This window comes from Streptomyces sp. ATLC9 (assembly GCF_057196705.1).
Map to the genome: position 1 here is coordinate 17,000 of NZ_JBXUOY010000033.1, position 12,375 is coordinate 29,374.

Sequence of the window (12,375 nt, forward strand, 5' to 3'; positions counted from 1 at the left end):
GCTCAAGGACGGCAATTCCGAAGAAGGACACCTGAACGTATGCCCCGCAAACCGGCGCGACGGCCGCTCAGCTCGCTCCCCGGGGGCTGTGCCCACCATGGGCGGGGGCACCTCCTCACGGGCCCGACACCACGTGATGTGTCCAGCCGGGCGGGACCACTCCCCCGGAGGGATCGGGGAAAACTCGGGGGCGCTCCGGGCGGGCTTCCTCGGAGATGCCCCGGTAGCGGATCCCGGACAGTTCCTCGGACATCTCCCACAGCCGCAGTTGCGCTTGTGCGTCGCGTGAGATCCTGGTGGAGTCCGCGGGAGCTGGCTGGCCCCGGGTCTCCAGGAGTCTCCCCGGGCCCAGGTACGAACCTCCCGGTACACGATGGTCGGTGGCGGCCCGCAGCACCGGTTCGGCGGCACGGGCCGGCGGCCGGGCCAGGAATCGCATCATGGCCCGGCTCACCAGCCGTAGCGGCACCGGTGCGTCGCCATGCCACAACCCGGTCGCCGACAGGCCGGGGTGCGCGGCGACCGAGACGGTCGCCGCGTGCTCGTCGGCGAGTCGGCGCTGCAGCTCGCGGGTGAACATCAGGTTCGCCAGTTTGGAGCGTCCGTAAGCGGTGAGGGACCGCCGTCCGTCTCCGGAAAAGGCCGCATGCGGGCGGAACTCGCCGGGGACGATCCGGTGCGCCAGACTTGTGACGGTGACGATCCGTGAGCCGGGCGTCCACCGCATCAGGTCCAGCAGCAGAAGCGTCAGCGCGAAGTGCCCCAGGTGGTTGACGCCGAAGTGAGCTTCGAAACCATCCTCAGTGCGGCGGTACGGGGGAAACATCACTCCGGCGTTGTTCACCAGGACATCGAGTCGCCCGTATCGGTCGCGTATCTCGGTAGCGGCCCGCCGTACTGACCGGAGTGAGGCCAGGTCCAACCGCACGACGTCCGTCTCCGGGCCCAGTCCGGCCGCTGCGGCATGGCCTCGTTCGGTGTCCCGGCAGGCAAGGACGGCCCGGGCTCCGCGGGTCGCCAGCGCCCGGGCCGTCTCCAGACCAATCCCTCCGGTCGCACCAGTGATCAGTACGACCCTGCCCCCCTGGTCCGGAATGTCCGCAGAAGACCACTCCATATTGCCCTGCTTCCTCGATCGGGTCGCGGATCCGCCCCTGCCTGGAGAGCCACTGACGATCTCGGCGTACCCCAACACCTCGTCCCTTGCCCGAGTGGGTGGCTGGGTTCCCATCCTCCGCATGAGCACCTGAGGTGGCCACTTCCAAAGTGCGCACTGGTGCTCCCCGCCCCTCGCCCCGTTTCTGCGGAATTCCCAGGAGACACTCAGCGGCTGATGAGTCGTCGGTGTCGTAGGCTCCCCCGCTGACGTCGGCTTGGTGATCACCGGATCCTCGGCTCCGGAGCCATCACAGAACCTGTCGCACCACGGTTGTAGCGGATGGCTTTGATCCGGCCGGTGATCTCCATGCCGCTGCCTCCGCCACAGAACGCCGACCCCGGTCAGGGGACAGCCGAACGACTGCCTGCGGAGGCCACCGCAGCCGCGCGGCCGCCAGGCCGCGCGGCGGAACCCACCACCTGCCCCAAGCCCCGCACATCTGTTTGATCGCGGTAACGGTCACGACGAGAGACTCAGTTGTCATGGACACTACTCGCAAACAGGCCATCGACGTATGGCGTCACAGGCGAGACGGCGCCAGCCGTTGGGACTCCATGGGGAAGCCGTCTTCCGACCTTGCCCACTCATATGTACTGAGATGAGAAAGCCGCAGGTCACAGCCCTGAAAGTTGTGAGTTATGTACTCGCTGAGGGGACATAACGCCATCGATGTGTCCCGTCTGAGGGGACACATCGATGGCGTTATGTCAGCTGGAGGCGACATAAATTCTGATTGCATGTCAAGCACAGGCGACACGAGCTGTAAGTCATGTCAAACTCAGTCGACACCACAGGAGCAGTGCGTCCGACGCCGATTCCGGCAGGGTGGGAGGAGGTCTGTCCCTCAGGGGGGACACAACTCATGCAATATGTCATGCCGGATTGACACCAATGTCAAGAAAAGATGACATAGTGCTGGCGTTCAGAGATCAACAGCTTGGGAGAACAGCCTCGTGTCGACAGAGCCGCAGCGCCGCCGTACGAGCGTCCGGGGGGCGTCCCGGACGAAGCCGCCCCTGAATGATCCGGCCGACGCCTGGGACCGGCCTCTACATTCAGTCAAGAGGCTGGACGATGTGGCACGCGCCTACCCCGGCCGCAGGCTCACACTGGACAGTGAGCGGAAGCCATTGGAGTTCTACGGAGCGCCGGACCAGCCGAACGCCTTCTCCATGGACAGTCTGGAGTTCTTCCTGATCATCGCACAGTTCTTCCGCGAGGCACTGCCTTTGCGGCTGATCCTGCTGATGATCGCGTGTCAGCGGGCCGGAGGGCGAATCCACCTCACTCAAGACGAAATGGCTCACGTCCTGGACATCTCACGTACCAAGGTGAACGAAGCTCTGAAAGAAATCATGTCCCATGGCATCGTGTTTCGGGTGAAGCGCGGTGTGTATCAGTTCAACCCGCCATACTCCTACCGGGTCGCCGAGTTCATCCCGGGCACAGAGACGACGGAGCCGGAATACGTGCGAGTCGACCAGCATACGGCCATCACGGAGATCCGGTCGGACGAGAACCTGCCGGACCTGGTGCGTTTTCCCTCGCTGGAACAGATGCGCCGGGAGATCGAGCGGCTGCGTGAGGAACGGTCGAAGGCACGGGCCGACCGCCGCCTGAATCGGACACAGCAGAAGAGAAGAGGGGCCGAACGATGAGCGGTCTGCATTTCGCCGCGGTCAACGCGGAGGGCATCGTCGCCGACCTGGACCTGCTGCCCGCGGCATACCGTGTGCTGCTCAAGATCCGTGCTTACAGCGAGCCGGGCGGCCGCATCGAGATCGATCAGATCACCCTCGCGCAGATGCTCGGCTTGAGCCGCGCTGCGGTCAACGCGGCCCTGCGCGACCTGGACCTGGCACAGCTGGTGAGGAAGCAGCGGCCCGGCGTCTATCAGCTCAATCCGATGCTGGCCGGCTACCTTTCTCCTGAGGACGCCATCGCCGCGGTCAAGACGATGCCGAAGAGCCAGCGCCTGAACTCACCCGGCTTCGTGGAGCACTACCGCAGGGCCGTCGCGGACTATCAGGACCAGCTGGCCGAAAAGCGGCGGCGCCGTGAGGACGCCAAGCGCCGCCAGAACCTCAGAACCGTGTCCTGACCCGGTTCGGTCTGTCCCCGGGAACAGACCGGACCGGGCCCGAAGTGCCATTACGTCGTAATGAAGACCGGAGCGGAAGAGCGACACACGGCACCCCCCTACTCCCCAACACACTCGCATGTCAGTATGGTGACGTCATGGCATCTCCGTATCCCGATGGCGACCGGGAAAAGGTAGCGTCGAAGCTGCCTGCCGCGATCCGTCAAGAGCTCAAGGTCCGCACCGCTGAACATGGTGTCGACATCCAGGATGCCGTCACCGAAGGCATCCATGCCTGGCGTACCGGCGACGGCCCTCATCCGACCGTCGACACCTCCGGCGCCGACTCCTTCTCCACCTGGCTCCCCGCCGGCCTGTACGACCAGTTCAAGGCGGACTGCACTGCCCGTGGCGTCTCCTACACCCAGGGCCTGGCACAGTCAGTGCGTCTCTGGCTGGACACCCACCCCTCCCCGGGGCAGCAGCCTCACACCGGGCCGCAGCGGAAAGTCGTCTGTAATCAGAAGGGCGGGGTGGGCAAGACCGCCATCGCCGCCGGCGTCGCCCAGGCGTATGCCGAGGCGGGCAAGCGAGTCCTCCTGGTCGACTACGACCCCCAGGGACACCTGAGCGAGCAGCTCGGCATCGCCCAGATTCCCCCGGGCGAGGACAGTCTGGTGGCCCACATGTGCGCTGAGGGCAAGGCCGATCTGCGTGACTTGCTGGTCACATTCGAAGACGACCGGTTCGGCAAGCGGCTGCAGATACTGCCCGCGTGTTTCGACGGGTTCCTCCTGGACGCGAAGATCGCCACCAACACCCGCATCCGCCGGCGGGAGACCACCCTCGAGCGGGCCCTGGAGCCACTGGAAGCCGACTTCGACATCGTCGTCATCGACTGTCCGCCGTCACTGGGTATCGCCATGGACGCCGCCATCTACTACGGGCGGCGCCGCGCCGACGAACCGGCGGGTACCTCCGGCGTCATCATCCCCGTCCTCGCCGAGGACTCCTCCGCCACCGCCTACGCCATGCTCACCGACCAGATCGAGTCGTTGAAGGAGGACCTGGAGCTGGAGCTGGACTACCTCGGTCTGGTGGTGAACCTGTACGACTCCCGGCGCGGGTTCGTCGCCACCTCCAGCCTCCAGCAGTGGAAGTCGCTGGGCGACCCGCCGGTGCTGGCGGTCATCGGTGACCTGAAGGAGCAGCGTGAGGCAGTCCGTATGGGCAAGCCGCTGCTGAGCTATGCGCCTCGCTGTGACCAGGCTGAGGCGATGCGGCAGATTGCGAGGTCCGCGTCGTGAGCGGTAAGGCTGACCTGCTGGGAGCTTCGTCGGCGTTCGGCCGTGCCGGTACGGCCCGCAGTACACGCGGGCGGGTTGCGGAGAAGATTCTGGGCGGTAGCGATGACGGGCCGACCCGTCTGGCTCTGCATCTGCTGAGCCAGAACCCGGACAACCCGCGTGACTCCCTGCCGGATGTCACCGATCTCGCCGCGTCCCTGCGGGACCACGGGCAGAAGTCCGCGGTGACGATCATGTCTCGTGAGGCGTATCTGGCGGCCAATCCCGGTCGGGAGGACGAGCTCGAGCCGCGAGCCGCCTACGTCGTCGTCGACGGCAACTGCCGCCTGGCTGCCGCCCGGCAGGCAGGCCTGTCCTCGCTGCGGGTGATGATGGACGAGTCACTCGGTGGCGACCCGGACGAGTTGCTGGAGTCCGCTCTGGTGGCCAACATCCACCGCCAGGACCTCGACCCGCTGGACGAGGCGCGGGCGCTGAAGAAGCTGCTGGAAGTCCACGGCACCCAGGACAAACTCGCCAAGCGGCTTCATCGGTCCCAGGGCTGGGTCTCCCAACGCTTGGCGTTGCTGTCCCTGACCCCTGAGCTGCAGAAGCGTCTGGAGAACGGTGCGGAGCCGGTGGACCTGCTGCGTGCGGTGGGGAAGAAGCCCCCGGAGCGGCAGGAGGAGGAGCTGACCCGGCTGAAGGAAGAACGCTCCCGGAAGCAGACGGCCAAGGAGCCGACGAAGAAGCAGACGCGACAGCCGGCAGCGGTTCTTCATTACGGCGTAATGAAGAACCCGGCCTCCAATGGCAGCACGACAGGGGCAGAACCGCCCGGCCGGGGCACGGACTCGTCCTGCTTCGACCGTACTCCCTCTGTTCCCGCGCGGCCCGCAGCCACCTCGGCGCCGGACACTCCGCTGTCCCGTCCCTCCGCTACGCGGATGCCGTGGGACGACCCCGGTGCGATGTGTGCGCTGCTGAAGCAGAACATGGAACCGGAGAAGTTGAGGAAGCTGTTCGAGATGCTGCAGCGCAGCCTGGGGAACGACAACGTCTGATCCGACCATCACGGCCTATGGCCCCGGGCTGCGCCGTGGTCCTGCCCCGGGTTCACTGCTTCGTTGCCGTGGGGCAGGGGTGCATGGGGTTGCACCGGCTACGGCGGTCGTATGCCAGAAAGGCGCTGAGGTCAGCCAGGCTGCGCAGATGAGGTCTCCACACGACCTGACGAGGGGCTTCGCGTTTTCCGGACAGGTAATGTAGTGCTCACTTGGCGTTCTCCTGCCCGGCGGAGAGTGCGGCCTCGGAAGAATCGTCGTCATCGTCCTGCCGCATCAGCTCGGCCAGCTTGAACACCTCCTCGATGAGCGTCTCGACGATCTTCGACTCGGGTACGGTCCTGACGACCTCGCCCTTGACGAAGATCTGCCCCTTGCCGTTGCCGGAGGCGACGCCGAGGTCCGCCTCCCTGGCCTCCCCGGGGCCGTTCACCACGCGCCCCATGACGGCCACGCGCAGCGGAATGTCCATGCCCTTCAGCCCGGGCCGTGACCTCTTCGGCCAGCTTGTAGACATCGACCTGGGCACGCCCGCAGGACGGGCAGGACACGATCTCCAGGCCGCGTTGCTTGAGGTTCAGGGCCTGAAGGATCTGGAGGCCGACCTTGACCTCCTCGGCGGGCGGCGCGCTCAAGGAGACACGGATGGTGTCGCCGATGCCCCGGGACAGCAGCGTGCCGAACGCGACAGCCGACTTGATGGTGCCCTGGAAGGCGGGACCCGCCTCCGTCACGCCGAGGTGCAGTGGGTAGTCGCACTGCACCGCGAGTTGCTTGTACGCCTCGACCATGACGACGGGGTCGCTGTGCTTGACGGAGATCTTGATGTCCCGGAAGTCGTGCTCCTCGAACAGCGACGCCTCCCACAGCGCGCTCTCGACCAGCGCCTCCGGGGTGGCCTTGCCGTACTTCTTCAGCAGCCGGCGGTCGAGCGAGCCCGCGTTGACTGGCTCTGACGTTGTTCAGCGGCCCCAGTTGGTGAAGATTCTGGGCACATTGGACGTCTTCAAGTGGCCCCGGGGATTGGTTTGCGCTGGGACCACCTGAGGCAGTGTGCCGTGATCGACTACTTCGTTTCGTCGCCCATCGGCGCCGTGGCGTCTTCCTCGGTGAGCTGGCCGGCGAGCCGCTGTATCGCCGATCGGATGCCGTGGCCGTAGGCGTCGTCGTTGAGCGCGTCGAGGTGCTCTTGGGCCTGGGCGAGGTGGGCGCGGGCCTGTTTGGTGTCTCCGAGTTTGTGGAAGTCCGCGGCGAGGTTGAGGTGCAGGGAGGGGTAGAACCCGCGGGTGGCCAGGGAGGAGTCGTGCTGTTTGGCCCGGTCGTCGGTGACCGAGGCGGCGGCGTCCAAGGCGCGCAGATCCCAGGCCAGTTCGTCCTGCGGGTCCGGCTGGAGATCGGCCATGTAGTGGGCGAGGACGCAGCGGTGGAACGGGTCGCCGTCCACGGCGATCTCCTCCCAGATCTCGGTGAACCGCCGCCGAGCACCGACGAGGTCGCCTGCGTGCTGCAGCGCCATGGCTTCCTCGATCTGCTTCATGGTCTTGTCGTCCTCGGTGGTCACGGCAGCCTCTCCGTCGCTCGTCGATGATCGAGAGGAAGCGTAGGGGCAGCCACTGACAAGGACCGGGACCAGCGTCTTTGTCCGTCCGCCGCGGCCCCCTCGAGTCTGTGGGTGAGCGGCTCAGCCAGTGGTGTCGCGTGTGGCGGCCCGGCCGCGGGCCTTGGTCCTGGCCAGGCGGTAGGACTCGGTTCCGGTTTCGATGAGGGTGGCGTTGAAGGTGAGCCGGTCCACGATCGCCGCGCAGAGCCGGGGGTCGGTGAAGGTGCGGCTCCAGCCGGTAAACGCCTCGTTGGAAGCGATCACGATGCTGTTCTTCTCCTCACGCTCCGTGAGAACCTGGAAGAGCATTTCCGCGCCGCGGCAGTCCAGTTCGAGGTAGCCGAGTTCGTCGATTTCGAGAAGATCGACGCGTCCGTAGCGGGCGATGGTCTTGCCCAACTGTTTGTCGTCTGCCGCCTCGACCAGCTCGTTCACCAGTGCAGCCGCGGTGGTGTAGCGGACGCGGTAGCCGGCCATGGCGGCGGCGGTGCCGAGCGCGATCAGCAGGTGCGATTTGCCGGTGCCCGAGTCCCCGATCAGACACAGTGAGGTTTTCTCAGCGCCTTTCGTGCCATGCATTGTTGAGGACGAGGGCGGCTTGGGTGATGGCTCCGATCCGGCCGGGGCTGATCGTCATGTGCTGGAGGGTGCGCCAGCGCTGTTTGAGTTCGGCGGCGGCGCGCTTGCCGATCGCGCGGATGCCGCGCAGGAGCCGGTTGTGGGTCCGGGTGTCCGCTGCCAGGGGTGAGGCGATGTCGGGATGGGGACGGAAGGGGGTGTGTACGCCGATGCCGGCGCCGGTGTAGCCGACATCGGCCAGGGTCGGCAGCCCGGCGCGGGCTGCGGCGTACAACGCGGGCAGCGCATGGATGCGGGCGGCGCGCAGGTCGTGCACCGAGCCGGGCTCGACGTCGGAGACCCACAGCAGCGAGCCGTCGGGAGCGGCGAGGAACTGCAGGTTTCCGGCGAAGTGCCGCCCCTTGCCGGAGTACCACAGGTCGTTGCCCCGCTCGGTGGTCCCGGCCACCCGGTCGCAGGGAATGAGCGTGCCGTCCAGCACCACGTGACTCAGGCCCTGCTCGCGGCAGCGCTCCAGCACCTGGTGCAGGTCAGGGGCACACTCGGCGAGGACGTCGATGCCCTCGTGGAGATACCGGTAGCCGGTGGCCTGGGAGATCCCGGCGTCGCGGGCCAGGCAGTGCACGCAGGTGCGGTGGCGGAACCAGCGCAGCACCAGCACCGCCTGCCGGAACGGGCCCAGCGCCCGCGCCCCGCGTGGGGTACCGATTTTCCGGCGGTGGGCGGCCAGGAGCCGAGCAAGGAAGACCACCACCGGGCGGGGGACGTCGAGCATGGCACCATAGGGGACCAACGTGAAGCCTCTGGTATCGCAGCGGACGATCTTATGAGAGAGAACCGTCCTACCAGGGGCTTTACGTCTGTCCGTCACCGGGGCAGGACTGTCCGGCCTGCCCCGGTATCGAAGTCTCACCCGGCTTCGCGTAGATCATTTCGCTGAGAAAACCTCAGTGTTACGCCCATTGCATGCCGAGCTCGCGCAGGGCGTCCAGTTGCTCCTGGTCGAGTTTGTCGCGCCTGGTTTTGGTGTTGGTGGTCCATACGCCGAGCCGTATGGCGTGCTGCTGGCCGTCGAGGGTGACGTGTTCGCTGTGTCCTCGGGGTACGGGCCGGTCGCCTTCGCGTTCCACCCACTGTGTGAGGGCCGCAAGGCCGCGCTGGAACGTCTGCTGCGTCTTGCTGGTGCCCTTGACCTCGCGGCTGGCCGCGGGGGCGGGAGGTAGGGCCTGCAGCGGCTTGATGCCCAACGTGGTCAGTCGCTCCTGCTGCTCGGGCAGGAGCCGGGCCCACGTGGCTGGCTGCTTCTGCTGCTGGAGCCACTTGCCGAGGTCGTCGCCGTCGAAGGTCACGCCGGGCTGGATGTCGGGGAGCCGGCCGTGGGGTTCGTCGGCGGCGAGGTCGTGGAGGATGGCCCAGTGGCGTTGCCAGTTGAGTGGCCAGGGGCAGTTCCAGTCCGGGTCGATCGCGGTCAGCTGCTTGGTGCGCTTTGCGGCCCGTTTCGGGTTTTTGCCGAGGCCGTCTTTGCGGCGGAGGTTGGCCATGTGCTGCCCGATGGGCACCTGGGTGCCGTCGGCGGGGTTGTTCCACACGGCGTCTTGGCGGGGGGCGAGGTGGCCGTGGGCGTGCCGGTAGGAGCGGAGGGCGGCGAGTTTGTTCTCCCAGGCTTCCTGGCCGGGTTCCCAGACCATTCCGGCCTCGGGTGCGTCCAGCAGCAGCTTGCGCCGTTCCTCCAGCTCTCCGGCCCGTAGCGCTTTGCGCTGTTGGTGGACCCATCGTCCGAGCGGAAACGTCTTCGTCGCCCCCACTTCGACCTCGACGTCATAGGGAACGGCGTAGAGGCCCGTGATCTCGTTCTCCTTCCGCCAGCGCAGCAGCGCCTGGTAGCCCTCCAGCCAGACCAGCGATTCGGGCCGGTAGACGCGGGTGCGCAGGAACGCGGCGATCGTGGCCGCGTCCCGGGGAGAGGAGAAGCGCAGCAGCGCGGACTCGGCCGCGGCCTGGGTGTCGTCCTGCTCCTGGTCGCCGCCGTCGCCCTCGCCGCCGGCCCCGATGATGCGGCCGTCCTCGTCCCGTCGGATGTGGACCTTGCGTTCGTGCCTGCTGCGGGACAGGGCGCGGGAGGCGAGCTGCTCCACGAGGCGTTCATCGTGCGAGCGCAGGCCCTGGAGCACCGCCACCAGGGGGGCGAACGAGGCGGAGGCGATCATGTCGGTGGGATCCTCGCCGGGTTTGAGGAAGACCGGTACGATGATGCGGGCGATTTTGGTGGTGCCGTCGGGGTTGGGGCGGAGGGCGCGGCCGATGTTCTGCACGATCTCGATCTGGGAGGTGCGGGTGTCGGCGAAGCACACGCCCTCGACCCCCCGGGTGCCGGTGATGTCGACGCCTTCGCCGAGGACCCGCACCGAGGCGAGGAACGCGCGGTGTACCCGGCGCCCGGCGGCGTCGACGCCGTTCGCGAACTGGCGGAGCGCCTCGCGCCGCTCACTGACGAGGTGGTCGCCGCACAGCCAGGCGGCCCACACCCTCTCCGGGGGCACGTGGCGGCCGGGCTCCAGGTCGTAGAACTCGGCGTCGATCGAGGAGGCCGGGAGCCGCTCCGCGGCGGCCAAGGCCTCGTCCGAGGTGTCGGTGGCGTACAGCTCCGCGGCTGTCTCGGGCAGTTTCTCGGCGAATGCGGCGGCTTCCTCCACTCGCTGGTGGAAGGTCATGACGGTACGCAGGTTGCATGCCGCGGCATGCTCCAACAGTGCGCTCTGCAGCAGGGCCAGGCGCCGGCCCCGCTGCGCCTCTTCGGATTCCCTGTAGACGGGGGCGGGGTCGTGGATCTCGAGGACGTCGATCTCGAATCCGGCGAGGATTCCGCGCTCGATGGCCTCCGAGAGTCCCAGCTCGGCGCCGGGAAGCCAGGCCCCGAAGGTGCCGTCCGGGTCGTCGGCCATGCTCGCGAGTTCAACCTCTTGGCCGTCCGTGCCCTTCTGCGGGCGGGGCGAGGCGAGGATGCGGGGGGTGGCGGTGAGGTAGAGCCGGAAGTCCGCTGGGATCCGCTGGTTGTCGTGGATCGCTGCCCACGGCCTCCCGAGATCACCAGCGGTTGAGTGGGCTTCGTCGATGACTGCGAGGTCGAAGCCGTCCATCTGCTGCCCGTACAGGCGCTCCCCGCCCGCCAGGGCGGCCTCCAACGGCCCGCGGACCTTCTTCCGCTCCTCCGGCTCTCTGCCGCTCTGCCAGAGCCCGTACGGACGCTGGCTCGGGTCCGGCTGTTCAGGGTCCTCGCGGTCCACCAGCGAGGCGTAGGTGGCCAGCACGACGACCGGCCCGTGCCCGGCCCACAGGGCGAGTTGAACGGGGTTGGTGGTGGTGCGCACTCCCAGTTCGTTCAGCACCGCGTCGCTTTCCAGGGAGCAGACGGCCACCATCGGCCCTCGGTGCCCGACTCGGCGCCAGGCCTGGGCGGTCTGCACGAGCAGGTCCAGGGTCGGCACCATGACGAGGATCCGCCCGCGGGGGAAGCATTCCAGTGCGCACGCGGCGGCCGTGATCGTCTTCCCCGATCCGGTCGCGGACACGATCGTGCCCCGTGCCCCCTCCGGGGGTACAGGTGACCTTGTAGGGAATCCCACCCATTTTCGGAAAGCTGCTTTCTGGGCCACCTGGTGTTCCCGAAGCTGAGTACCCAGCATCCTCAAGCCCTCCCCATGCCTTCTTCTTCGCCCGCTTCGAGAATCACTGGGACGGTATGAAGGGCTGCACGGAAACCGTACCGTCCTCGCCTATCACGATTCGCTCGGCGAGCTGGGACAGGACCTGAGAGGGAGGCAGCCCCGCCCGGTAGGCCACCGCCCGGACCAGTCGGCTGGACGCGTCGGACAACCAGACCTCCGCACGCAGCTCATCCGATCCCTCCCGCACCCGCTCCTCGGAAGCGGCCTGTGCCGCGAGCACACCAGCAAGCCGTTCCTCACGCTCACGGGTCCACACCGAGCCCTGAACATCCTGCTCCGGCTCATACACGCTCCAACCGAGCGCGGTCATCAAGTCCCTGACGCGCCGCCACTCAGCGTGCTTGGCGAGCCAGATGACAGCCAACCGTTCCCGGTCCATCTCGAATTTGTAGAAGGAGCCGTTCCCCCTCAGCTGCTCCGCAGTTTCCCGCTCACGGACAGCTGCCTCCGCCACCCTCTCCGCAACGGCGGCGGCATCCAAGCCACTCGCCTGACGCCGGACCTGATCACGCGCCACGTCCTGAGCACTCCACATGCTTTTCCCTTTTTCGGAAAGGGCGGACATCTGGGCCCGCATCAGATGATCGAGGGGGTGTCTTATGCTTCCGCCAAGACTACATGTACATCAAACCAGGAGAAGCCGCTACGCCGACATCCGACCAGACCGAACCACCTCGTCCTGCAGTCAGCCCGGCCCGCACAGCAGGCCCAACCACCACCCACCGCCAGCACATCACCTCCCTTCCAGGCCGATCCCGAAGGGGTGGAGCGCAGCGGAACCCCTAAGACCGCGCCGGCGAAGCCGGCGCGGCTGGCCCGAGCACAGCGAGGGGGCCCCCGGCGCGCAGCACCGGCCTTCGGCTCCCGCAGCGAAGCGGAGGG

Annotated in this window: 9 protein-coding genes and 2 pseudogenes; 4 read left to right on the forward strand and 7 right to left on the reverse strand. The window is 67.3% G+C overall.

Annotated features, from left to right (window positions below; all coding sequences use genetic code 11):
- Positions 1 to 115: 115 nt before the first annotated feature.
- Positions 116 to 1,117: an oxidoreductase gene (locus tag AC2CJA_RS06050; RefSeq protein ID WP_484601619.1), complete on the reverse strand. Its 1,002-nt coding sequence runs from the start codon at positions 1,115 to 1,117 to the stop codon at positions 116 to 118.
- Positions 1,118 to 2,235: 1,118 nt separating this feature from the next.
- On the opposite strand from AC2CJA_RS06050, the gene AC2CJA_RS06055 reads away from it, so the two are divergent.
- The 4 genes from AC2CJA_RS06055 (at position 2,236) to AC2CJA_RS06070 (ending at position 5,589) form a co-directional block, all read left to right on the forward strand.
- Positions 2,236 to 2,817, forward strand: a complete 582-nt coding sequence (locus tag AC2CJA_RS06055) for a hypothetical protein (protein WP_241713089.1) — start codon at positions 2,236 to 2,238, stop codon at positions 2,815 to 2,817.
- The gene (locus AC2CJA_RS06060; RefSeq protein ID WP_241713087.1) at positions 2,814 to 3,260 is read left to right on the forward strand and encodes a helix-turn-helix domain-containing protein; all 447 of its coding nucleotides are present in this window, start codon (positions 2,814 to 2,816) and stop codon (positions 3,258 to 3,260) included. Before AC2CJA_RS06055 ends, AC2CJA_RS06060 begins: the two co-directional genes overlap by 4 nt.
- 137 nt (positions 3,261 to 3,397) lie before the next feature.
- Entirely contained in the window at positions 3,398 to 4,546 is a 1,149-nt protein-coding gene (locus AC2CJA_RS06065; protein ID WP_484601620.1) for a ParA family protein, read from the forward strand.
- The gene (locus tag AC2CJA_RS06070) at positions 4,543 to 5,589 is read left to right on the forward strand and encodes a ParB/RepB/Spo0J family partition protein (protein WP_484601621.1); all 1,047 of its coding nucleotides are present in this window, start codon (positions 4,543 to 4,545) and stop codon (positions 5,587 to 5,589) included. Before AC2CJA_RS06065 ends, AC2CJA_RS06070 begins: the two co-directional genes overlap by 4 nt.
- Before the next feature lie 208 nt (positions 5,590 to 5,797).
- On the opposite strand, the pseudogene AC2CJA_RS06075 reads toward AC2CJA_RS06070, so the two are convergent.
- From AC2CJA_RS06075 to AC2CJA_RS06100, 6 genes and pseudogenes are all read right to left on the reverse strand, one after another.
- Positions 5,798 to 6,536: pseudogene (locus AC2CJA_RS06075) on the reverse strand (flavodoxin-dependent (E)-4-hydroxy-3-methylbut-2-enyl-diphosphate synthase); the annotation flags it as partial.
- Between the two features lie 119 nt (positions 6,537 to 6,655).
- Positions 6,656 to 7,126 carry a hypothetical protein gene (locus AC2CJA_RS06080; protein WP_484601626.1) on the reverse strand — a complete coding sequence of 157 codons (471 nt, stop codon included), beginning with the start codon at positions 7,124 to 7,126 and terminating at the stop codon, positions 6,656 to 6,658.
- A gap of 144 nt (positions 7,127 to 7,270) precedes the next feature.
- A pseudogene (locus AC2CJA_RS06085) lies at positions 7,271 to 7,735 on the reverse strand (ATP-binding protein); the annotation flags it as partial.
- A 10-nt stretch (positions 7,736 to 7,745) separates the two neighbouring features.
- The gene (locus AC2CJA_RS06090; RefSeq protein ID WP_484601622.1) at positions 7,746 to 8,561 is read right to left on the reverse strand and encodes a transposase family protein; all 816 of its coding nucleotides are present in this window, start codon (positions 8,559 to 8,561) and stop codon (positions 7,746 to 7,748) included.
- A 160-nt stretch (positions 8,562 to 8,721) separates the two neighbouring features.
- On the reverse strand, positions 8,722 to 11,451 hold the full coding sequence (locus AC2CJA_RS06095) for a helicase associated domain-containing protein (protein ID WP_484601623.1): 2,730 nt from the start codon (positions 11,449 to 11,451) through the stop codon (positions 8,722 to 8,724).
- 43 nt (positions 11,452 to 11,494) lie between these two features.
- On the reverse strand, positions 11,495 to 12,070 hold the full coding sequence (locus tag AC2CJA_RS06100; RefSeq protein ID WP_484601624.1) for a hypothetical protein: 576 nt from the start codon (positions 12,068 to 12,070) through the stop codon (positions 11,495 to 11,497).
- Positions 12,071 to 12,375: the final 305 nt, after the last annotated feature.

Excerpts from the sequence above, each read along its gene's own strand:
- AC2CJA_RS06100 (WP_484601624.1), bottom strand. The coding sequence starts at position 12,070 with ATGCGGGCCCAGATGTCCGCCCTTTCCGAAAAAGGGAAAAGCATGTGG.
- AC2CJA_RS06060 (WP_241713087.1), top strand. The coding sequence starts at position 2,814 with ATGAGCGGTCTGCATTTCGCCGCGGTCAACGCGGAGGGCATCGTCGCC.
- AC2CJA_RS06095 (WP_484601623.1), bottom strand. The coding sequence starts at position 11,451 with ATGCTGGGTACTCAGCTTCGGGAACACCAGGTGGCCCAGAAAGCAGCT.
- AC2CJA_RS06050 (WP_484601619.1), bottom strand. The coding sequence starts at position 1,117 with ATGGAGTGGTCTTCTGCGGACATTCCGGACCAGGGGGGCAGGGTCGTA.
- AC2CJA_RS06080 (WP_484601626.1), bottom strand. The coding sequence starts at position 7,126 with ATGAAGCAGATCGAGGAAGCCATGGCGCTGCAGCACGCAGGCGACCTC.
- AC2CJA_RS06065 (WP_484601620.1), top strand. The coding sequence starts at position 3,398 with ATGGCATCTCCGTATCCCGATGGCGACCGGGAAAAGGTAGCGTCGAAG.